Source organism: Paenibacillus mangrovi, from assembly GCF_022898935.1.
Taxonomy (GTDB): Bacteria; Bacillota; Bacilli; order Paenibacillales; family Paenibacillaceae; genus Paenibacillus_AQ; species Paenibacillus_AQ mangrovi.
Window position 1 is genome coordinate 44704 of the sequence record NZ_JALIRP010000016.1, and the last position, 21507, is coordinate 66210.

19 protein-coding genes and 1 pseudogene are annotated in these 21507 nt (G+C 48.2%); 1 reads left to right on the top strand and 19 read right to left on the bottom strand.

Going from position 1 to position 21507, the window contains the following annotated elements:
* Positions 1 to 51: 51 nt before the first annotated feature.
* The 6 genes and pseudogenes from MUG84_RS24845 to MUG84_RS24870 all read right to left on the bottom strand — a co-directional run bounded on the left by MUG84_RS24845 (position 52) and on the right by MUG84_RS24870 (position 5763).
* A complete protein-coding gene (locus MUG84_RS24845) occupies positions 52 to 591 on the bottom strand; it encodes a superoxide dismutase family protein (protein ID WP_244730455.1) in 540 nt (179 codons plus the stop codon).
* A gap of 217 nt (positions 592 to 808) precedes the next feature.
* Positions 809 to 1287: pseudogene (locus tag MUG84_RS24850) on the bottom strand (GNAT family N-acetyltransferase).
* Between the two features lie 210 nt (positions 1288 to 1497).
* Positions 1498 to 2583: a Gfo/Idh/MocA family protein gene (locus tag MUG84_RS24855; RefSeq protein ID WP_244730457.1), complete on the bottom strand. Its 1086-nt coding sequence runs from the start codon at positions 2581 to 2583 to the stop codon at positions 1498 to 1500.
* Positions 2584 to 2694: 111 nt separating this feature from the next.
* The gene (locus tag MUG84_RS24860; protein WP_244730458.1) at positions 2695 to 3696 is read right to left on the bottom strand and encodes a Gfo/Idh/MocA family protein; all 1002 of its coding nucleotides are present in this window, start codon (positions 3694 to 3696) and stop codon (positions 2695 to 2697) included.
* 197 nt (positions 3697 to 3893) lie between these two features.
* Positions 3894 to 4988 (bottom strand): Gfo/Idh/MocA family protein, encoded by a 1095-nt coding sequence (locus tag MUG84_RS24865; RefSeq protein ID WP_244730460.1) that lies wholly within the window; start codon positions 4986 to 4988, stop codon positions 3894 to 3896.
* 28 nt (positions 4989 to 5016) lie between these two features.
* Entirely contained in the window at positions 5017 to 5763 is a 747-nt protein-coding gene (locus tag MUG84_RS24870; protein ID WP_244730462.1) for a sugar phosphate isomerase/epimerase family protein, read from the bottom strand.
* A 117-nt stretch (positions 5764 to 5880) separates the two neighbouring features.
* On the opposite strand from MUG84_RS24870, the gene MUG84_RS24875 reads away from it, so the two are divergent.
* The gene (locus tag MUG84_RS24875; protein ID WP_244730464.1) at positions 5881 to 6771 is read left to right on the top strand and encodes an AraC family transcriptional regulator; all 891 of its coding nucleotides are present in this window, start codon (positions 5881 to 5883) and stop codon (positions 6769 to 6771) included.
* 24 nt (positions 6772 to 6795) lie between these two features.
* On the opposite strand, the gene MUG84_RS24880 is transcribed toward MUG84_RS24875, so the two are convergent.
* From MUG84_RS24880 to MUG84_RS24940, 13 genes are all read right to left on the bottom strand, one after another.
* Positions 6796 to 7413, bottom strand: coding sequence for a pyroglutamyl-peptidase I (locus MUG84_RS24880; protein ID WP_244730466.1), 618 nt, complete (start codon positions 7411 to 7413; stop codon positions 6796 to 6798).
* A gap of 22 nt (positions 7414 to 7435) precedes the next feature.
* The gene (locus MUG84_RS24885) at positions 7436 to 8200 is read right to left on the bottom strand and encodes a LamB/YcsF family protein (protein ID WP_244730468.1); all 765 of its coding nucleotides are present in this window, start codon (positions 8198 to 8200) and stop codon (positions 7436 to 7438) included.
* Positions 8187 to 9194, bottom strand: a complete 1008-nt coding sequence (locus MUG84_RS24890) for a 5-oxoprolinase subunit C family protein (RefSeq protein ID WP_244730470.1) — start codon at positions 9192 to 9194, stop codon at positions 8187 to 8189. Before MUG84_RS24890 ends, MUG84_RS24885 begins: the two co-directional genes overlap by 14 nt.
* Positions 9191 to 9904 carry a 5-oxoprolinase subunit PxpB gene (gene pxpB / locus MUG84_RS24895; protein WP_244730472.1) on the bottom strand — a complete coding sequence of 238 codons (714 nt, stop codon included), beginning with the start codon at positions 9902 to 9904 and terminating at the stop codon, positions 9191 to 9193. Before pxpB ends, MUG84_RS24890 begins: the two co-directional genes overlap by 4 nt.
* A gap of 147 nt (positions 9905 to 10051) precedes the next feature.
* On the bottom strand, positions 10052 to 10888 hold the full coding sequence (locus tag MUG84_RS24900; RefSeq protein ID WP_244730479.1) for a YitT family protein: 837 nt from the start codon (positions 10886 to 10888) through the stop codon (positions 10052 to 10054).
* A gap of 174 nt (positions 10889 to 11062) precedes the next feature.
* Positions 11063 to 11911 (bottom strand): L,D-transpeptidase family protein, encoded by an 849-nt coding sequence (locus MUG84_RS24905; protein WP_244730481.1) that lies wholly within the window; start codon positions 11909 to 11911, stop codon positions 11063 to 11065.
* Between the two features lie 147 nt (positions 11912 to 12058).
* Positions 12059 to 13630, bottom strand: coding sequence for an MDR family MFS transporter (locus MUG84_RS24910; RefSeq protein ID WP_244730483.1), 1572 nt, complete (start codon positions 13628 to 13630; stop codon positions 12059 to 12061).
* Positions 13631 to 13707: 77 nt separating this feature from the next.
* On the bottom strand, positions 13708 to 14631 hold the full coding sequence (locus MUG84_RS24915) for a helix-turn-helix transcriptional regulator (protein WP_244730485.1): 924 nt from the start codon (positions 14629 to 14631) through the stop codon (positions 13708 to 13710).
* Between the two features lie 104 nt (positions 14632 to 14735).
* Complete coding sequence (locus tag MUG84_RS24920; protein WP_244730487.1) at positions 14736 to 15521, bottom strand: helix-turn-helix domain-containing protein; 786 nt, start codon at positions 15519 to 15521, stop codon at positions 14736 to 14738.
* Between the two features lie 101 nt (positions 15522 to 15622).
* A complete protein-coding gene (locus tag MUG84_RS24925; protein WP_244730489.1) occupies positions 15623 to 17860 on the bottom strand; it encodes a DEAD/DEAH box helicase in 2238 nt (745 codons plus the stop codon).
* Positions 17857 to 19182, bottom strand: a complete 1326-nt coding sequence (locus tag MUG84_RS24930; protein WP_244730491.1) for an ATP-binding protein — start codon at positions 19180 to 19182, stop codon at positions 17857 to 17859. The genes MUG84_RS24925 and MUG84_RS24930 overlap by 4 nt, the downstream gene beginning before the upstream one ends.
* A 5-nt stretch (positions 19183 to 19187) precedes the next feature.
* A complete protein-coding gene (locus tag MUG84_RS24935; protein ID WP_244730493.1) occupies positions 19188 to 20666 on the bottom strand; it encodes a TerB N-terminal domain-containing protein in 1479 nt (492 codons plus the stop codon).
* 221 nt (positions 20667 to 20887) lie between these two features.
* Positions 20888 to 21376: a DUF6022 family protein gene (locus MUG84_RS24940; protein ID WP_244730502.1), complete on the bottom strand. Its 489-nt coding sequence runs from the start codon at positions 21374 to 21376 to the stop codon at positions 20888 to 20890.
* Positions 21377 to 21507: the final 131 nt, after the last annotated feature.

Genomic DNA, 21507 nt, shown 5'->3' on the forward strand with positions numbered 1-21507 from the left:
CGCAAAAAAAACAGCCAAAACCAAAAGTTTCGGCTGCCTTTCAAGTCATATTTATTGGATCACCGAGCAGGCAATCCGGGCTCCTGAATTACCAGTAGGATCGGTAACGTAATCATCGGCTTTTTCGTGGATCATGAGTGCTGTGCCGCCTTCCTTCAGCAGGGAATTCGCTACACCCTTTTTCAATGTGACTGTCTTACTCTCCAGATCGGCCGTTACCGTACCGTCCTCTTTTACAAGAAGATTGAACAGATCACCAGCATGAAATCCCTTTGGATTCTTGAAGCCATGCTGTTTACCCTGCGGGTTGAAGTGAGGTCCAGCACTCATAAAGTCCGGCGGATCACATTTACCGGTTTCATGAAAGTGAAAGCCATGCTCTCCCGGAGGAAGATTCTTCGCTTCGACATGGATCTGCACAGCGTCCCCTTTTTGTGTCAAGACGGCAGTTCCTACCTGGACTCCTTTGGAGTCGATGATGGTTGTTTTCAACTGCATTTCCTCTGACTTCGCCCATACGGACGGACTCATTGGAGCAGCCCCGAATACGAGTGTGCTGAGTACGCTCAGGCAGATTACTTGTTTTTTCATTATGCTGATTGTTCCTCCTGTAGATGTTTTCGGTTCCTTTTCTCAGGTTTGCCCTTTTACCGGAAAAAGATAACATCGTCACAGGCAAAATTACTGACTGAAAACATCGCGAGAAAGAAATATGGACAAGCCTACGGTCTTCAGCGTACAGAAAAAAATGATTCTCAACACGCCGAGCAGCACGTTCGTCGCCTTTCTATATTGGCCGAAGCCAGCCTCATAAAACCTTACAAAAAATCTCTCCAGGCAAGCCTTCGATTTCGCAAACTTTTTCGGATATAAATCCCATGTTCAATAATATTTTTCGTGAAGGTATATTATGAGGATCGATGATGGCCGTTAAGGAGGTTAAAGAAACTTGCTGAGCTCTCCGCACTAAAATCCCCGCCATCTCACTGCCATATCCCTTTCCCCAAAATTCCGGCAACAGCATATAACCTAGTTCGGCTTCCCTGGTATTCTCTTCGTTCAGAATTAAGCTTCCGAGTCCTATAAATTCACCACTGAGCTGCACTTTGTACGTCCCAAAAGATTCGAATTTATCATTTCGATTTAACAGCTTTTGAAAATTTCTTCGGGCCTCTTCGTACGGAATTGCACGTTCGGTAATTCTTGCCATGACTTTTCATTGGATACAAGACTGAAATAACGATCAAAATCACTTGAACTGAACTTTAATAAATTTAATTGGTCCATCCAAACCTCCGGGTAATCGCTTGATAGCTTATTTTGAATCGTGAACTTCATCACAGCAAGAAAAACAAACTCTCTTGTATAATCAATTCTATAGATGTCCTGAGAACACTTTTCATCATTAATGTGGTTTCCTTGTGTATCATGTACAAAAAAACAGCCTGCGAACCTAATTGATCAGGCTGCAGACTGTTTCACGGGTAACCGAGGTTATCAAATTTCTGGTATATGAATTTCCACTTCTCTCTTTGTTTCCGATGAGCGCAGAATGCCATCCAAAATCGCTTGATTGCGGAGGATCTGTTCTCCCGGGATCGGTGCTGGTCCTCCCTCGCGGAGCGCCCGGACAAAATCCTTGATTTTCTCTTCAAAGACGCTAAGCTTATGGTCAATCAGCGGAATCACGCTTTCCGTGTGGTGACCCTGGATATCATGAAAAAGGGATATGGCGCCGACATTGCCGTCCCATACGCCTCCCCATGGCCCTTTGCTGCCTGGAAGAACCTTCATGCCTGCATCTGTTCCCAGGAACATGGTCGACCCCAGCGTATCCATATGCATGGCCCAAGACGTCTTAAAATTAAGCACCAAATCCCCTTCAAAACGGATCATGGCCACACCGAAATCCTCCACATCGAAATGAGCCGCTTCCGGATGGTATTTTGGATTCACGCCAAAATAATTCGATGTATATGCCGTTACGGTCAGTGGTTTGGGATATCCCAGCGTATTCAGCGCCAAGTCGAGCGAATAGCAGCCGATATCAGCCATAGCACCTGCCCCTGAGATGTCCTTGCGGATGAATGTTCCGCCTGGCATACCGCGACGCCGTCCACCGCCTGTCTCCACATAATACACTTTGCCAAGCTGTCCTTGCTGAACCAAATTCTTGATCAGGCCCATGTTAGGGTCATAACGCGGCTGAAATCCGATGTTGAGCATTCTTCCGGTTTTCTTGGCGATCTGAACCATTTCAACGGCTTGCTCCAAAGTAACCGACATCGGCTTTTCGAGCATAACGTTTTTGCCAGCAAGCAGAGAATCGATCGTGGTTTGATGGTGCGCAACGTTTGGCGTGCAGATACTGACACCGTCCAGCTCCATCTCCAGCAGCTTGCGGTGATCATCAAAACCCTTCGCCTGCTTGAGATCCCAGCGCTCAATAAATTGATCTGCCCTGCCCGGCAGAATATCGGCGACACCGACGATTTCAACATCTTCAATTTTTTTGTAAGTGCGAACATGCTCTCCGGCAATCCCGCCGCTTCCAATAATGCCTATTCTGTACGTTTTTCCCACTAGAATGCCATCCTCCTATGAGATTGTATTCTTCATATCCACATAAAGAGGCAGAGCTCATCCATCATTACCCTCGCATCTGCCTCCTGATATACATCACATTCGGGTCGATTAAGCCTGCAGTTCGGACAGCTTGACTCCTCGGTGTTCACGCGCCGATTGATTCGCAGCTTCCATCAGCTTTGTCAGTTCTACTGCATAAGCCACATTCTCATCAGCCGTCGTATCGTTCTGGATATGTCCAATCCATTGATGGAAGGCACTTTCCCGGTTATCTGGAACAGTCAGCTCTACCCAATCATTCTTATATTCTTCCTTACGTGAAGTCCGGATCAGCAGCTTATCATCCGGCGTTCCGTACAAAAGCGTACCTTCCGTACCGTGAACTTCGATGCAGAATGGAGAGAAGTTGTTCACAAAACCCGCTTCCACGATCCCTACAGCTCCTGACGCCGTGGATAAAGTGGCAACCGCGTTATCCTCTACTTCCTTGCCGGTAACATAGCCGAATTGTGCGCTCACCGCGATAGGTTCCTCATTCAGGAACAGCCGCGTCAAATACATTGGGTGGCAGCCGAGGTCAATCAAAGCTCCGCCAAGGCAATCCTCCAGACTGTAAAAATGGTTCGGAAGCCAGCCGGCTGTTGCGCCGTTATGAGACAAGCGAACACGCACCATCGTCACTTTTCCAAGAAGCTCCTGGTCAAGAATCTCCCGGATCGCAAGTGTGTAGCCGTCATTCAATCTTGGGAGGGAGACCGTTAGTTTCACATTATTTTCTTTTACCGCTTCCAGGATCTCGTTCACCTCATGCAGTGTTGGCGCCAAAACCTTCTCCGTAAAAATATGCTTGCCAGCGGCAGCCGCCTTAAGCATAACATCGCGGTGCATACGTGTTGGAGCATCCACGATAACCCCATCAATGTCATCTCGTGCCAGCATTTCATCCAATGAAGCATAGAACGTTACACCTTGTTTGTCCGCCGCTTCTTGCCCGCGTTCCGGATTTTCATCCCATACCGCTACGATCTCGGCCTCCGGATGCTGTTGGGCTTGTTTGGTATAATCCCACGCATGAACATGCCAATAACTGATTTTTCCGATTCTAATCATATCTAAGACACCTCGTTTTTTAATATTGGGACATCTTTCCATTAATCTATCACAGAAAACGCCGACTTTAATAGTATAAATTTACGATTCCAATGCGAAACTTGCAGCTCTCGCCGTCTCGGCCACGTAATGACCATCCTTGATGAGAAAAAGCTCACTCTCTCTTAATAAAGGGTGAGCCTTCATTCTATTCTACTCTATTCAAAATATACAGTTTTTCCAGTGCGTGCCGATTCATAGATCGCTTCTAGCACTTCAGTCACGACCAGCGCCTGCTCGGGCTTCACCATCGGCTCCGTGTCGTTCAGGATGCTCTCGATCCAAAATCTGCACTCTCTGGCAGCCTGGCTTTCCGACTTCCCGTCAAAGTAATTCACTCCGCCGGAATTAAGCTCAGCCTGCTTCGTGTACAAATGCCCCAGCTCTTCCCCGTTGATACGCAGTCCGTCCCGCATATCCGCGCCCGCTTCGGTTCCGCACAGCGTTGCCTTGGCTTCGCCCACATCCAATGTGTTCAGGGCCCAGCTGGATTCCAGCGCAATGGTTGCACCGTTTTCCATCGTGATAAATCCGAATGCGGAATCTTCAACCGTGAACTTCTCCGGATCCCAAGGTCCCCACGCGTTCGCCGCATCCTTCTTGCTACCGAGCTTATAGTAGACGTTGCCGACCACACTTTTCACCTTGTAGTTGTCCATTAGCCACAGCGTCAAATCCAGCGCATGCGTACCGATATCAATCAGTGGACCTCCGCCCTGTTCTTCTTCATTCAGAAATACGCCCCAAGTTGGTACAGCGCGTCTGCGGATAGCATGTGCCTTCGCAAAATAGATATCTCCCAAATCTCCGCGTTCACAGATTTTCTTCAGCAGCAGAGAATCCGGACGGTAGCGGTTATCGTAGCCGATCGTCAGCTTTTTGCCTGTCCGTTTTGCCGCTTCCACCATCGCCCGGGCTTCCTCGGAGGTCTTGGCCATCGGTTTTTCGCACATTACATGCTTGCCTGCTTCGAGCGCAGCAATCGTAATGTGGGAATGGGATTTATTAGGTGTGCACACATGAACTACGTCGATACTGTCATCCTTCAGAAGCTCCCGATAATCTGTGTAAATGTCGATATCTTCCTTGCCTATTTTCTCTGCGGACTCAATCGCGCGTTCTTCAATAATATCGCAGAATGCCACCAATTCGACGTTTTTCTGCGCATGCAGATTCGGGATATGCTTGCCGTTAGCGATGCCCCCGCAGCCGATAATGCCAACACGCAGTATTTTCTGTTCTTGTTTAGCCATGTTATCGTCATCTCCCTGGATTCATAGTTTATAATATTTGTCGAAGGTAACGGAGACTTGCTCCAATGCTGTCCAGCTGAGGAATATCGAATTCCTCCTGCTCTACCGTATACCACTCTACACCGTAACGCTTACCGGCCTCGGTGATCGCCACAAAATCCATTATCCCTGAGCCAATTTCTATGTTTCGTTTATCCTGTTCACTCTTCATATCCTTGATATGCAAAATACGGCAGCGTTCCTTGAATGCTTCGATCCAATCTACGGAACGGAAACCTGCATGCTCTGCCCAGTATGTATCCAGCTCCAGGAATAAATGATCCGGATCCGTGTATTGGGTCAGCCATTCCAAGCCGGTGAGTCCTTCAAATTTAAGGAATTCGACTCCGTGATTGTGATAACCGAAGCGAATGCCCTGTTCCTTGCAGCGTTCTCCGATCCGATCCAGCTGTTCCGCAGTCCGCTTATAGCTGTCAGCGCTTTCACGCATCTCTTCTGGGAGTCCAGGGCAAATGATATATGGGCTCCCGATGGTAAGCGAATATTCGATTGTCTGATCAAGCTGCTGCGTCAGGTCGGAAATGCCGATATGGCTTCCGGCTGCCCGCAGGCCGTATGAATCAAGAGCGTTCCGCAGTTCAGCCGCAGAAGTCCCAAAATATCCGGCAAACTCGACGCCATCGTATCCGATGTCTGCCACCTTTTTCAGCGTACCTAATAAATCTGTGCTTGTTAACTCTTTAATAGAATAAAGCTGCAGTGCTATATTTTCCATATAATTGCACCTCCCATATAACAAGTAAGATAAGGATACCAAAATCGCCGGATACGTAATACAATGAACCTATTCGAAAATATTAAATATTTGTCCTAATGAAAACGAGGTGCAGAAATGATGCTTGAGCCGTATTTCGAATCCAACCGCTCTGCTGCCGGATCGATCCATTTCCCATATGAGAGCATGATCCATTCCAGCAAGAAGGAACGCTGCATCGTGGGACCGCATTGGCATCTTTATATCGAAATCTTGTACTTCCTTTCAGGCAAAGCCAAGGTCTATCTGGGCGCGGAATGCCATATTCTCGGCAAAGGCGATCTGATCTTAATCCATTCGCATGAGACACATTCCATCTATTCCATGGATGAGGAGGTCTCTTATATCGTGGTGAAGTTCGACCCCGAGGTTCTCTATTCTACTTCTCGTACGATTCTCGAATCTAAATACATATTGCCTTTCACGCTCGCAGATTCCCGCGGACAGAGAGTTTTTACAGAACCTGAGATCAAAGACACCCCTATCCCCGCCCTTATTCAGGAGATTTACGAAGAGTTCAGCTCCAAGGGCTTCGGGTTTGAGCTGGCTGTACGGACGCTGATCTGCCGGGTATTTTTATGGTTTCTGCGAAAAACTCACCACCAACATTGGAGCTGGGAAGTGGCGCATTCGCTGAACGACAGCGATTACCAGATGCTACAGAAGGTGTTTGAGTACATCGATTATAACTACATGAACGATATCAATGCCCAGACCGCGGCACGTTTGTGCAATATGAGCTACAGTTATTTTTCTAGGAGATTCAAAGCGATCATGGGAAAGACATTCACGAATTACTTAAGCTATATCAGGATCACCGAGGCGGAAAAGCTGCTTCTTACGACGGATATGAGCATGACCGCTATTGCGCTTGAGGTAGGCTTTTCAAGTTCCAGCTACTTCATCCAGCAGTTTAGGCAGTATAAGAGCATATCCCCGCACCAGTTCCGTAAAAAAGGAAAAGCCTGAAACGTGATGTAAGGTCATGTAAATTTATTTCATTAGTGTACGCACGATCGTCTGCAGTCCCTTCAGCATGGTATCATGCGACAACGAGGGGAGGCTTGGCTTCAAGGCAGCCATCTCTTCCGAAGCCGGAAAATGGACAAATCCTCCTGCGATCGGGAGATTGTGTATCCGTATGTAGTCCAGCAGCGCATACATCGTATTATTGCAGATGAAAGTACCGGCTGAGTAGGAAATGGAAGCCGGAATACCCTGTTCTTTCATGCTCTCGACCATTTCGCGGACAGGCAAACGGGTAAACAAACCGTCAGGACCTTCCGGATTCACAGCCTCGTTGTAAGGACGGTTTCCATTGTTATCCGCGACCGTCGATTCCTTCGGGACTTCTTTCAAATTGATGGCGATTTGCTCTGGTGTGATCGACGTCCGGCCGGATGCGAGTCCGCAGCAAACCACCGCATCCGGCCCAATCGATTCGATTGTTTGGATCAATTGGGCTGAGCATTCGTCAAAAACCACCGGAAGCAGCAGCGTATGGATCTCCGCTCCCTGGACAGGCTCCTTGCCTATGTCCCCAATCAACTTCTGAGTGGGATTGATCGTATCTCCGCCAAAGGGTTCAAATGCTGTAATCAGAATTCTCAAGTTAATTCCTCCTGTTATGTCGTTAATAAGGTTGAAAAGCTCGAACGGATACCTGCTCCTGATAGAGCGCCGAACGCAGCATTTTGGCAAAGGATAGCGCATGTTCCCCATCCCCGTGAATGCATACTGTGTCCGCTTCGATCTCAATCTTTTTGCCGCCAAACGCAGTAACGGTTCCTTCCTTCACCATTTGCAGCACCTGCTTAACCGCTAGATCCGGCTCCTTAATCAATGCGTCCGGCATGCTTCTTGGAGTCAGTGTCCCGTCTTCCTGATAGGTCCGGTCGGCAAAGACTTCCGATGCTGTTTGCAGGCCCTTAGATCTGCCCGCTCTTATCATCTCGCTGCCCGCAAGCCCGAAAAGAATCAGGGATGGATCCACGGAATAGACAGCCTCTGCCAATGCATCTGCCAGCGGCTTCTCCACGGCTGCCATATTGTATAGCGCGCCATGCGCTTTGACATGACTCAAGACGCCGCCTTCCTGCTTGACGAAAGCCTGCAATGCTCCAATCTGATAGGTCACCATGTCAAAAACCTCTTCCGGCGACACCTCCATCCGGCGTCTCCCGAATCCGGCCAAATCCGGAAGTCCCGGATGTGCCCCTATAGCCACACCTTTACTTATCGCCAAACGTACCGTTTTTCTCATGACAGAGGGATCTCCCGCATGGAAGCCGCATGCGATATTGGCAGACGTAATTTCATCCATCATATCTTTGTCGGCTCCGAGGACGTAGCGGCCAAAGCTTTCACCCATATCACAATTCAAATCAATCCGCAGCATTGTTTTCCTCCTTTAATTTGGAGTCTATCATGGTTTTCAGCAGCCTCATTTGACGCGCCTGTTCAAAACAGAGCTGTTCCGACTCAGAGTGGGAAATCTCCTGGAAACGGACGCGCCCTCCAGGCGGGAGCTGGGCAACCCGGGGCAGATCTACGGAAGCGACCTGCGCGATTTTCGGATAACCGCCAAGCGTTTGTCTGTCCGCCATCAGAACAATAGGCTGCCCGTCTGCAGGCACCTGCACGGTTCCCGCTGCTACACCTTCAGAAATATACTCACGCGGGCATTCCATTCCAAGAACGGGACCTGACAGTCTGTAACCCATCCGATCCGATTCCGGTTTAACTGAATATTCACTTTGGAAAAAGCGATCCCTGGCTTCCTGATGGAAATCTTCGAATTGGCGTCCGCGCGTGACCCGGATCACCTGAGAGCCTCCGTAAGTCATATGGGGAGCAGCCGACCATTTCACCGTTTGAAAAGGGGAATTCTCTGACCGATCGGATAAACGTATATATGAAGAAGCGCTATGCTGTATATGTATTACATCCCCGGACTCCAGGGCTCGCCCGTTCAAACCGCCAATACCTGCCCGTAAATTGGTGCTGCGGCTGCCCATCACTTCGGGCACGTCGATTCCGCCGGAGACGGCCACATACGACCGGCATCCGGAAACCGGACGTTTAAATATCAGCTCACTGCCCTGACGAAAGAATACAGGTCGCCACATCGGTACAGATAAACCGCCGCTTTCCGGAGCTAAGTCTGCCCCCGTTATGGAAACCAACGTATCGCTCAGGAACTTTACTGCAAAACCATACCAGGTGATTTCAAGCGCCGCCTCCTCGCCATTATTACCTACAAGCCAATTGGCCAAGCTGTAAGCATAACTGTCCATAACCCCTGAGGTGCCGACACCGAATTTGCCGTATCCCCTTCTCCCTATGTCCTGAACTGTTGCTAGCAGCCCTCTTTTCAAAACCTCTAGACTCATTCCCGTTCACCTGCAATCCTGTTATATTCGGCTGCGCTTATGGCTTTAAAGCGAATCAGCTGACCGCTTTCCAGCAGCACGGGCGGGTCCTGATCAGGCAGGAATAAGGCAAGCGGCGTGCGGCCGATAATCTGCCATCCTCCCGGTGTTTGCAGCGGATATATACCCGTTTGTGTACCGGCAATGCCTACAGAACCTGCGGGTATGCTCAGTCTCGGAGTACTTTTTCTTGGCGCAGCGATGCTTTCCGGTACACCGCCGAGATAAGGAAACCCGGGTGCAAAACCAAGCGCATAAACCAAAAAATCCTGTCCTGTATGAATTCTGACGACATCCTCTTCACTCCGTCCGTTCACCTCGGCAACATAAGCCAGATCTGGACCGTGTAAACCGCCATAGCACACCGGGATCAGAGCAACCCTACGTTTGGGGGATGGACGATTTGGTGCGTCCCGCAGCAGTTCTTCCACAATCGAACAAACATATTCAAAAACGGTCTCAATTCCTTTCGGCCGTTCCAGCATCAGAAGATCATAATATAACGTTAACGTCGTAAAGGATGGGATACATTCCAAGAAACCCGGAAATGGGTGCCGTTCCAGGTGCGAAGCCGCTGCCTGAACCTCGGCATTAACTTCTTCCCCGATGCTCTCTCCGAATTGAATCAGCAAAGCCGAATCGCCCATCGCTGTCATTGTAAGCTGCTTCATATCAGAGCCTCGCTTCATTAATGATTTCTTTTTCTATTTTAGAGTTGCTGCGCAGCAGATGGCAATCTTTTCGCATCATTTTCCGCTAATTGAACCTAAGACATCAAAAAAAGACTGCCACTCGGCAGCCTTTAATCACTATTCAATTTATTTAGCTAAGTCAATAAATCCTTCTCCAAATACATCTCTTACATCATGGATCGTAATAAATGCATCCTTGTCCACGGCTTTGACGATCTTTTTCAATGTCGATACTTCCTGTTTATTAATAACGACGTACAGCACTTCTTTCGGTGATTTCGTATAGTAGCCATAGCCGGGAAATACCGTCACGCCGCGTTCCATCGTATTGTTTATTTCCTGAGCGATATGATCGAATTCTTTGGAAATAATCGTCACGGCTTTACGTGGGTTCAAACCTTCAATGATGAATTCCATCACCTTCGTTGCAACAAACAACATGACAATGGTCAGCATCAGGCTTTGGGCGCCAATGATAAAGAACGACGAAAATACTACGATCAGATCAAAAAACAGCAGCGCATAGCTGATATTCCAATCCCAATACTTATGTGCAATTCTCGCCAAAATGACACTCCCCGCGGTGGTACCGCCAGCACGGACGATCAGACCAATGCCCACACCGGCAAAAACCCCGCCGAAAATGGCATTCAGCAGCAGCTCATTCGAAGCTATGGTCCACCCTTCCGTTAAATGCAGGAACAGGGAATTGAATACAATGGCAATGATCGTATAAAAGGTCGTCTGCTTATCCAGGAACTTATAGCCTATGAGAAGCAGGATTGAGTTCAAGATCAGGTTGACGAGGCCGGGTGACCATTGGAAAAGATAATAAAGAATAATGGTAATGCCTGTGACGCCACCCTCCGACAAATCATTCGGAATCACAAACATGTTAACGTCCAGCGCGAAAATAAATGAACCGACAACAAGCAATAAGATATCTATAATTTTTCTGTTCATAAGATGCCTACCCCACAGTTGATCTACCTTATTAGAATGACATAACCTTTATATTTTATCCAGTTTGTCCAAGGTTCGTCAACATCAAGAGGCTAAAAATGGCAAAAAAAATCCGCGTAATCCGCGGATGATCATGATAAGGCCTATTATTTTAAGATTCGAAAGACGTTTTTCTTAATGTGTAGTAGTAATGGATACGGTATGGGAAGCGTTATCCCACTGAACAGTATAACCTGATAGCTCCGAGAAGTTTCTCAGCGGCAGCATCAAGGAATTATCACGAAATCTGGACGCTGTAATCTTAATGGTCTTGCCGTTAACAACTGCCTGATCCGACAATGCTTGATGAACAATGGTTCGGTCCCCAATCTTCAAGGTTGCTTTTTTCGATTGGTTGTTCCACAGCACCTCCCCACCCAATAATTCGACGCATGCTCGTAAAGGAATATAAATCCGGGAATCGTACAGGACGATATCACTACGCAATGCTGCTTCCTTGTTGTCGATCAACAGCCTCCCCTCAAATTTCTGTTCGCCTACATGATAACCAGATTTTTGAGCGATCTCCTCAAATGAAAGCTTAGACGATGTAATAATGGCAGTGGTATGAAGTTGAATCTTATCGAACAGCCAATGAATATCATCGTTAAACATGCGGATACATCCGGCGCTGACATACTTCCCGATGGCATTTTTGTTGCTGTTTCCATGGATTGCGTATGTCGTTCCTTTCGTTCCGTTTACATCCAGCCCGATCCAGCGGTCGCCGAGCGGATTTCTTGGATCGCCTCCCGGAATTTTTTCTTTGTAATACGGACGGTTTTTAATTTTATTAACAATTTCAAAGCTTCCCTCCGGCGTGAGTGATTGCGTTTTGCCAGTGGCTACGGGAAATACCTTGACCAGGGAACCATTTTGGAAAAAAGCCAGTTTATTCGTTTTTTTATTGATGATAACGAGATCGTTGCCCGCACTATGTGTGTCCGCATGCACATACGCGGGGATGATCCAGCCCAATAGCATTATGATAAGCATTGCTACGAATGGGCGATGACGAGTACGCAGCGTTGTGAGAACCTCCTTTCTGCATTGGATATTATCCAGTATATGGGAGGCCCTCGGTGTCCTATCACTCATTCATTTGTGTTGTTGTGGAATGTTTCGATCATATTACTGAACTGCTGGATTATCACCAATTCTTTGCACCGTTTCAGATGATTCGGTCGCTTCCGTATGAGCAGCATATTCCGCAGATGCATCCAGCTTCGACTTGCCCATGAACAAAGATGCTGCTAAAGCCAGCACAACGGGAAGCAGGGCCCAAGCGAAAGTTTGCGCGATAGAGGATGACAATGCACCTGAAATGCTCGTCAAAACCTCTTCAGGAATGGTTGAACGTGCCTGCTCAGTTAAAAGCACATGTGGATCATTCATTTGAAAAGCCTCCGGTACGGATGCTCCGCCGCTAAATAGTTCGTTCATCCGGCTGGAAAATGCGTGATTTTGGATCATACCGAACATCGTAATGCCAAGGGTCATGCCAAGTGACCGCAAAAAGTTAAATGTTGAGCTCGCCGTTCCCCGCTGCCGGTAGGATAATCCATGAATGCAAGCATTCCCGAGTACCGAAAAGGAAGCACCAATGCCGAGCCCGACCAGAACCATAAACAATGTAACTACCAAACGGGAAGAATCATGATTGAGCGTGGTTAACAGCAAGACTCCAACCGTTAATAACAGCAGAGAACTGCTCATAATGGACCGGTATGAATACCGGGTCATCAGACTGCCGCCAAGCGTTGCGGTTATAACGGATGAGACCATCATCGGCAGCAGTACCATGCCCGAGTTGGTCGCTGATCCGCCCAGGACGCCCTGGATAAAGATCGGAATGTACACGGAAGCCGCGATAAATGCTGCACCGCTGAAAAAGCCAATAACGACGCTGGATGTATAGACTCTATTTTTGAATAACCTGAATGTAATGATCGGCTCCTTCGCTTTCGTCTCCAGGTATAGAAATGCCATTGTCAGGAACACAAAACCTCCGAGCAAGCAGAGAATTGGGGTCGAGCTCCATGTCAGCTGTTTGCCACCCATCTCCAACGCGAACATTAAACATACGACGGCACCTAACAGGGTTATGGCTCCTGCCCAGTCAATTGGCTGCTTGGAGTGCTCATGCGACTCTTTGTAACAAGCTGCAATCATACATAAAGCGATAAGTCCCAGCGGCAAATTAATGTAAAAGATCCACTGCCATGCAATATAGTCCGTAATATATGCTCCGAGCAATGGACCGAATATGCTGGAGATTCCGAATACGGCGCCAAACAACCCTCCAAGCTTGCCTCGCTTTTGAACCGGTACCGTATCAAACATGATGGTAAATGCAATGGGCACGAGCGCTCCACCGCCGATTCCTTGAATTGCCCGGTAGACAGCCAACTGTGTGATCGATTGTGCGGTACCGCATAACGCCGATCCAATCATAAACATGATGATCCCGAATATGAAAAATCTTTTTCTGCCATACATATCGGACAGCTTGCCGAAAATCGGCATCCCCGCCATTTCAGCAACCATATATGCCGAGGTGACCCAGACGAATTTGTCCATTCCTCCGATTTCACCTACGATATTGCCCATGGCCGTAGCGACGATGGAATTGTCCATGGATGCCATCAGAATGCCCAATAACAGGGCAGCTATGACCATGGATAGCCTGCTTTGCTGCTTCATTTACTTCTCGCTCCTCTTTTAGGTTTCCAAAGTTATTCCCTCCGATATATTAAAAAAAGAAGTATGACAACGGATTGTCATACTTCCCGATATTTCTCGATCATATTTTGAAGCGTATCCTTTACCATCTTCCTCAGTTCCAGAGGCTCCACAACCTCCGCTCCATCTCCAAAACTGAGAAGAACAGGCATAAGCCACCGAATCCCGCCCATATCCTGATTCTCAAGATTAATTTCCAGTGACCCATCCTCGTTGAACCGCTTATCCACGCCTACAAAAAAGTCCAGTGCCCTGGCCATGCAAGAAGGTGAAAACCTTAAAGTGATGGATGTATCCCCTTTTCCGGAATGCGTTTTCTCATTAAAGGTTTTTGCCGGCTTCGGTTCATGCTGATGCTGCAGAAAATGCTCCCCGGTGACGACAAGTGACATGATTCTTGGCAGCTTGAATTCCCGATATTCCTTTCGCAATCTGCAATATGCGTACAAGTACCATGAGTCGTATTTATATTGCAAATGAACCGGTTCTACAGACCGATTCACCCGTTCGCCCTTGGTGCTTACATATTCAAATTGCAGCACAAACTGGTTTGCAATCGCGTCCTTGATCATCCGAAGATTCTCGTTATACGGTCGCCAGCTGCCGATATCGAGCGACATGGCTGGGTTTCGCGATTCTCTCTGAACGGTCTGGAGCTTATGTATCGTTTCTTCCGCTTTCTCATCCTCAAAAATGGTAGACATGCTCCTGAGGAGCGTGATAATGGAGTCCACATCATGGGAACCGAGAAGGCTTTTATCCATTTTGTATTCTTCCATAATGCCATAACCGCCGTTAACGCCATGATAAGAGACAACCGGAATCCCGGCAGCACAGATCGCTTCAATATCCCTGTAAATCGTACGCTGTGATACGTTGTATTTCTCAGCCAAGGCCGAAGCTGACAAAATCTCGTGATTCAGCAGCATATAAATCATGGAGACAAGCCTTTCGAGCTTCATGAATTCCCACCTTCATTATCTTCAGGTTGATAACAATGAGCCTGTACATTTCGATGATGTATCGCCCTGTACGGCTCCTTTTTACGCTTATATTAACTTTACAATCACGAAGTATATCCCAGTCCGGTTCTAATCCACTTTTCAATTACTCCATGATCAAGAAACGGAGCTATGGACTTTAAGGCGCTGATTCCGTTCGCTTCAAAGGCTTTTCGGGCACATTCCTGAAGGGCTTCATCGCTCATGAACGGCGCCAAAGACTTCAGTGAGTCGATTCCATCTTTTTCATAAGCCTTTCTGGCACATTCATCGATCACTTCATCGCTCATGAACGGCGCCAAAGACTTCAGTGAGTCGATTCCATCTGCCTCAAAAGCCTTTCGCGCACATTCGTCGATCGCTTCTTCGCTCATAAACGGCGCCAAGGATTTCAGATCTTCAATGGTTTCAGCTTCATAAGCTTTGCTCGCGCACTCGTCAATGATTTCGGTACTGACAAAAGGAGCAATCGAAATCATATCGCGGATATTAAATTTCGTTTTCATATGTTCGAATACTTCATCCGCCTGCTGGGCTTTCAGGATCGGTGCAATATCGGTGAAATCTTCGATCGTAATGTCGTTGTTCTTCAAAAACTCAGAAGCATCGTTATTTACGAATGTATGAATGATTTTGGTTCCTTTATGATTCTCCAAGATCTCATCGATGCTTACATCAAAGATTTGTGCAAGCTCCGGCAGTTTGGAAATATCAGGCATCGTTTCTCCCCGTTCCCAATTGCTGATCGCCTGATAACTAATCCCCATTTTATCCGCCATTTCCATCTGTGTCATACCTTTTTCTTTTCTCAGCTTTGCAATGTTTCTGCCGATTTTGACCATATCAAACATTTCAATCACTCCTCAAAGGTTGATGGGTTAAGTGTATCGGTGAAATGGATTTCAGTATATAAAGCGTCGCTTGAGTGGGAATTAAAAACGGGAAAAACCAGCTATCTGGATTTCCCGTTTGAAATTGATTCAGCAATAGGGTCAATTGCTCTACTCAAGCCTTGCTTGAGTCCATTGACATCCAGCCCGTCCACCGCAAATGCCTGCCGAACCAACTCGGGTGAAACGAACTCATCGTATTTACCGAGGTATGGCGCTTCATCAGGACCCAAAAGTGCAGATGGATCGGTGCAGGCTGCACATTCCTTCAAAATTTCCTCCAGCAGCACCTCGCTGTCTGCTTTTCCCGCAACAACGAAGTAATAAGGCTCCATGGGTACAATTGACCGAAGCGATAAGCGCTGGGACAGGTTATTCTTCAGCAGCCGCTCGAGCGTCCTAAACTGCTTACTGCCGACCCACGGCAAAATGAACATCGAATCGCCGCCTGCAGGAATCACGACCGATTTCAGTAGTCCGCTTTCCCTGGCCAATCTGCGTGCCCGCTCCAGCCGGTTTACGGCTTGGGGTGACAGATACGTATAGATGGTGTGGTCCGCCAGAACTTCGCGCATTTTACTCACGACCAGCGTATGAATGTCTCCGCCTGCTCCGAGCCACAACGTATCCACCTTACCTAAAGCAGCCTTAACGTAAACCGCCTTATGTTTGGTGTCTACTTCGGTCACCTTCCAGAGCTTTCCTGCAAGCGAGAAACAATATCCAGGCGGCGGTACCGTTGTAATGGATCCGATCTCTTCTGAACCGTTATATACGGCATGCTCCTCGTCATCCTTGAAAACAGCGTAAAAGCGGAAATTGTTCACGATCTTCTCGCCCGTCAGGCCGATAATCAGGCTCTGCTGCTCGGTCCATTGAATATGGTCGGTTTGCAGCAAGTAATTCAAGAACACTTTATATGTATCCGGAGAAATCTGGCGGAATGAAGGCAGCGACAGCACATCCGATGCCAGTTCGGCAGGTGTCGCTTCTCCCCTGCTTTTCAGAATGCTCATCGTTTGGTGATACAAAAGGCCGATCGGCATTTGCCGGATATCAAGCGGCTCCACCCATCGATCACGAACATACAGCTCAATGACTGCGATTGCGCGCAGCAGCGTCCACGGCATACGTGCAGGCAGCATGGCATCTTCGTCCTCTTCTTCCGGGCAGACGAATAGCATCTCGGATGGAGCATCATTCCGTCTGCCGGAGCGGCCGAGCCGCTGTACAAAGCTAGATGCGCTATAAGGCGCGCCAAGCTGAACCACGCGCTCCAGTTCCCCGAGGTCGATTCCCAGCTCCAGCGTCAGCGTTGCCGCAGCGACGGCCGGACCAGGTCCGTTTTTCAGCGCCGCTTCCGCTTCTTCACGAAGCATGGCTGAAATACTGCCGTGATGTACGTGAAACACGTCTGGCTGGTGACGGTGGGCCGCCACTCTACGCAGCTCAAGGGTCGTCAGTTCCGCATCCGAGCGGCTATTAGTGAAAACGAGCGCTTTCTTCAAATGCGTGCTATCGTATACAAAGTCGTAATATGCCTTGCGCGCATTTTGCAAATGCTCCGCTTGTTCTTCATCCCGCGCATCCGGAAACGAAAAATGCTCCACGCGCAAACGCAGCTTGCGTCCACCCGGTACCGACACTGCGTCCACAGGCTGCTTACTGCCGGCACCAAGCCAGGCTTTAGCTGCTTCATAGTCGCTTAACGTTGCAGATAATCCGACGCGTCTTGGCGAGCAGCCCGTCATTTTCTCGATGCGCGCGATCTGACTCAATACCTGAATTCCCCGGTCAGCCCCCATAAAGGCATGTACTTCATCGATAATGATATATCTGAGATCATGAAACAGCGCAGGGATGGCATTCGGACGGTTCATCAGCAGCCCCTCCAAAGATTCAGTCGTGATCTGCAGCACACCAGAGGGATTCCGCATCAGCTTGCTTTTCTCCGACTGCGAAACATCGCCATGCCAATGCCAGACCGGAATATTGCCGTCCCGCAGCAGCTCCTTGATCCGTTCAAACTGGTCATTAATGAGCGCCTTCAAGGGTCCGATGTATAGAACTCCGACGGATGCGGAGGGGCGTTCATACAGTTCGGTCAAAGCCGGGAAGAACGCAGCTTCCGTTTTGCCCGATGCCGTTCCCGCGGCGATCAGCATGTGATGGGAAGAATCCATACAGATTTTGAGTGCTTCGACCTGGGCTGGGCGCAGCGTATCCCATCTTTTCCGGTAAATGAATTCCTGGATGAACGGTGCCAAACGGTAGAAAATGTGGTTTCCGCTGCTGCTCATAACTCAAACTCCGCCAGAAAATCGTCCACTTCATCCAGTTCCTTGTCCGCAGTCGCTGGTGCCGCCATTCGCTCACCCATCAGCTGGCTGAATGAAGCGTCCGGATTCTGATGCAAGGTGTGCAGCAGGTCCATGAAATCCCGAACTACCTCACGCGGGGTAAGCAGCTCGTCCGCTCCCATCCGCCCGACGGCCGTTTCCATGAAATGAATTAGATCCTCATCGGTCAAGGAAGGGGTATATCCAAAATGCAGCCCATGAATGTGCAGCAGCTTTTGCAGCAGAATCAGAATCTCTTCATGCGACAGCATTTCCAGCTTCAGAATCGGACCGGTGTAGTTCCGGTACCCGTGTCCAGCAAAACGTCCTTCAACCAGCCGAGACCGCAAGGCCTCATAGCTGAACAAGCCGCGGCGCTCGTCCTCGACGAACTGCGGCGTACCGCCCAGAAAGATGCCGAGATGCTCCGCTTTTCCCTGCATCGTATCATTGAACATCGTCAACAGCTTCTCGTAATTGCTTGTCCGAGAGACGCTGTTTGATATTTTATATAAATTGACGCCTTCATCGATAAAAAGCAGCAGTCCCATGTAGCCAATCTTCGCTACGAATTCCGACCACAGCTTGATGTAATCATACCAGTTGTCATCGTCGATAATGACGCCAACATCGAGTTCTTTTCTGGCCTCGGTCTTATTCGGGAATTCACCGCGCAGCCAGCGCAAAGCCGCCTGTTTCTTCTCGTCTTCACCAAGCTTGTACCCGTTCCAATACGCCGACAGTACTCGGGCAAAATCAAATCCGTGCACCAGATTCTGCATCTCGGCCGTGACCGCGAAAATGCGCTGCTCGACCTCCTGGGTTAATGCCGGATCACCCGCACGCAAATCGCATTCCTTCATCGCTTCCTGCTGAATCGTAGAAATCCACTTTTGCAGCACAGCCTCAAGAGCTCCCCCATCCGGGCGTGTTCGTGTGGACAGATGGGTCATCAGCTCACGGTAGGTGGCAAGTCCCTGCCCCTTCGTTCCAACCAGCCTGCGTTCAGGAGACAGATCTGCATCGGTCGTCACAAAATCACGGTCCAGCGCATAGTTGCGGATCGTTTGCAGAAGAAAGCTTTTCCCACTGCCATAACGTCCGGTGATGAGCTTCATAGCAGCACCGCCTTCGGCGATATTGTCCATATCCCGTAAAATGGCTTCGACTTCCGGCTTCCTTCCAACGGCAATATGCTCAAGTCCGATTCGCGGCACCACCCCTGCTGTCAATGAATTGACAAGCGCTGTTGTGAGCCGTTTCGGTATTTTTAACTCTGTCATGCATTTCACCTCTTCAATGATTCAAAATAATCGATATAATCTTCCGTAATGCTCTCTCCATCGACCACCAGATCTCCGATGGTTTCCATTGCGATCTCATTAATCTCGTCTAGCAGGAGCGTCGGCATCGTGCCGTACTTTTCGGCAATCTGATCTAGCTCAGTCGATGCGACTTGAGATTTTAATGCAAATAAGGTGTCCAAATGCGCTTGTCCAAGCTGTCCTGCGAACAGAGCCCATTCTTCTTCCATACCGGATGTATCCCACACCAGTGCCTGATCCTCAGCCGGTTGTTCAAGGTCAAGACTAGATTCAAGAGGAGCAGCATGCTCAGGCTCTTGTATCTCATCCCATACCTCCACCGTCAGCATATTCCGTACTTCTTCACTATCTTTTTGAAGTTCAGCCAGCCGCCCTGGGTCAATGGAAATCACAGGTCCAACCGGTTTTTCAGGTGTAAATTCCTTGTCCAAAAAGCGCTGGATCAGCGTTTCCGTCTCGCTCTTCAGCGTCACGCCCCGAAGGCGTCCTTTGAAGTGCTGAAGCTCTCTCAGTTTATTTTCCGTGCAGCGCAAAAGCTGTGTTATGTAATATCTAAGCGGGGGACATTTCCGAAGCTGGGATACTTGTAGAAGGATCGTTTTTCCGTACATCGATGCGTCATAGATGGCGCTCCGGAACAAATACCGCTGAGTCGCCTTTCCCTGGCCTTTGTAAAAGGTGCTGACCAGCTTTTTCCCTGTTGTTTTCTGCAAAAAGGAATCCACGAGTGCGACCACTCCAGGCACATACGCTTCCAGAAGGACACTCCCGCCTTCCTGATAGAACTTGCTTCGCTGCACATCGTAGTCTGATAGCGTTAATATCTGCTCAAGCGTAAGTGAAGCCGGATCATCCGTAAACAGCCTCATCAGTTCCAGATCGAACAGTTCGCCTGTTTTAGCGGTCTCGGAATGCAAGAGGGTGTCCATCAAAGGAAGTTCCAGCTGGTGAACAAGCACAAAATCGCAGACCCAATCCGCCATATACCCGTTCAGCTTGGGATACCTTTTCCCGTAAGCGTCCCATAGCTGCATCATTAAATCATAGCCCTGACTTGGAGTCTCCCAACCAACGCCATGAATCAGCTCATATAGATATACAAAAATATAAGACAGGTCTGTAAATAGATACTGCCCGGTGTGCACCTCGCTTCTCCAGTAAAAATACCAGCTGCGCTGCGCCTCATTCATCTGCTCATAAGTGGGCCAATAGCTCATAAAAGGGATAAAAGCCGTCTGCTCGCAAGTTAGCTCAGCAAAAGCTCTCGCCTGCTGCACAAACTGCTGTTCTCTTGACAGAGTTTTTATTAAAGGAATCGAATCCCCGGGAGGACGCTCTTTTCGCTCCGGAATACTCATTCCCTGTAATCTCGAACTGCCTTGCTCCGTATCATCACTGATATCGATTTCCGCAAAGTCCAAAGACTTATTATACGAATTCATGTAACCGTACATCACCATTTCAATAGAATATTTGTTCTGTTTTTTCATTATAATACAAATCGGTTGCGGATGTTCGCCGAAATTAAAGTAATGGACTGACCTCAAAAACAAACATAGCGGCAGACATGGACCAGAAAATAAAGTCATAGACTGCCGCTGTTTTATTGAGCTGATGCTTCCTGTTGTATAGTGTTATGGGTGGGTTAACGTGTTAAGAGGCACTAATGAGTCTTTTGTTTCTGCATAATGTGGGACACAATCTCTTTTCGCTCGGTTTCTTCGAAGGTGAAGATCTTCGGGCGATCTGGGATGTCAAACTGAATGTGAGAATGGGAGAACTCCATAACCAGAGTGCCGATCGGCTTATCCTGATGATTTTTAATTACCATCCAAAAAATACGAATTTCATGACCTGGAGTACCCCATTTGGCTTTTTCCAATGAATTTCGGAACAGAAGGCAATCCGCGATCACAAAATCATCTTCTTTGGCCGTGTCTACCAATTGAAATCCATTGCGCTGCAGCTCCTGCCAAGCAGGGGGTATTAATTTGCCCAGATACATGCCGTACGTCGCATCCTCATATTCAGGAAACAGAGCAATAAGTTCATCTTTACTAGCGGTAAGCACCGCGCTCCAGTTACACTCGATATACGCATCGAATGCCATACTCAATTGTTCAATTGTCATTTCTGGGTTCATTTCGATCATCTACACATTCCTCCATCCGCTTTTATTAACGAATTACAACTTCATTGTATATCAGTAAAGCAAATGCAAAGGTTTTGATAAAAATCTATCGAATTATCAGGAGTGAAAACATCAAAACCTTATAAGGGATA

Coding starts and splice junctions, on each gene's coding strand:
- pxpB (WP_244730472.1), bottom strand. CDS start 9,904: ATGAAGCAGCTTACAATGACAGCGATGGGCGATTCGGCTTTGCTGATT.
- MUG84_RS24870 (WP_244730462.1), bottom strand. CDS start 5,763: ATGGAAAATATAGCACTGCAGCTTTATTCTATTAAAGAGTTAACAAGC.
- MUG84_RS24910 (WP_244730483.1), bottom strand. CDS start 13,630: ATGAAGCAGCAAAGCAGGCTATCCATGGTCATAGCTGCCCTGTTATTG.
- MUG84_RS24905 (WP_244730481.1), bottom strand. CDS start 11,911: ATGCTATTGGGCTGGATCATCCCCGCGTATGTGCATGCGGACACACAT.
- MUG84_RS24865 (WP_244730460.1), bottom strand. CDS start 4,988: ATGGCTAAACAAGAACAGAAAATACTGCGTGTTGGCATTATCGGCTGC.
- MUG84_RS24845 (WP_244730455.1), bottom strand. CDS start 591: ATGAAAAAACAAGTAATCTGCCTGAGCGTACTCAGCACACTCGTATTC.
- MUG84_RS24920 (WP_244730487.1), bottom strand. CDS start 15,521: ATGTTTGATATGGTCAAAATCGGCAGAAACATTGCAAAGCTGAGAAAA.
- MUG84_RS24925 (WP_244730489.1), bottom strand. CDS start 17,860: ATGAGCAGCAGCGGAAACCACATTTTCTACCGTTTGGCACCGTTCATC.
- MUG84_RS24915 (WP_244730485.1), bottom strand. CDS start 14,631: ATGAAGCTCGAAAGGCTTGTCTCCATGATTTATATGCTGCTGAATCAC.
- MUG84_RS24890 (WP_244730470.1), bottom strand. CDS start 9,194: ATGAGTCTAGAGGTTTTGAAAAGAGGGCTGCTAGCAACAGTTCAGGAC.
- MUG84_RS24860 (WP_244730458.1), bottom strand. CDS start 3,696: ATGATTAGAATCGGAAAAATCAGTTATTGGCATGTTCATGCGTGGGAT.
- MUG84_RS24930 (WP_244730491.1), bottom strand. CDS start 19,182: ATGACAGAGTTAAAAATACCGAAACGGCTCACAACAGCGCTTGTCAAT.
- MUG84_RS24940 (WP_244730502.1), bottom strand. CDS start 21,376: ATGATCGAAATGAACCCAGAAATGACAATTGAACAATTGAGTATGGCA.
- MUG84_RS24885 (WP_244730468.1), bottom strand. CDS start 8,200: ATGCTGCGGATTGATTTGAATTGTGATATGGGTGAAAGCTTTGGCCGC.
- MUG84_RS24900 (WP_244730479.1), bottom strand. CDS start 10,888: ATGAACAGAAAAATTATAGATATCTTATTGCTTGTTGTCGGTTCATTT.
- MUG84_RS24935 (WP_244730493.1), bottom strand. CDS start 20,666: ATGAATTCGTATAATAAGTCTTTGGACTTTGCGGAAATCGATATCAGT.
- MUG84_RS24875 (WP_244730464.1), top strand. CDS start 5,881: ATGATGCTTGAGCCGTATTTCGAATCCAACCGCTCTGCTGCCGGATCG.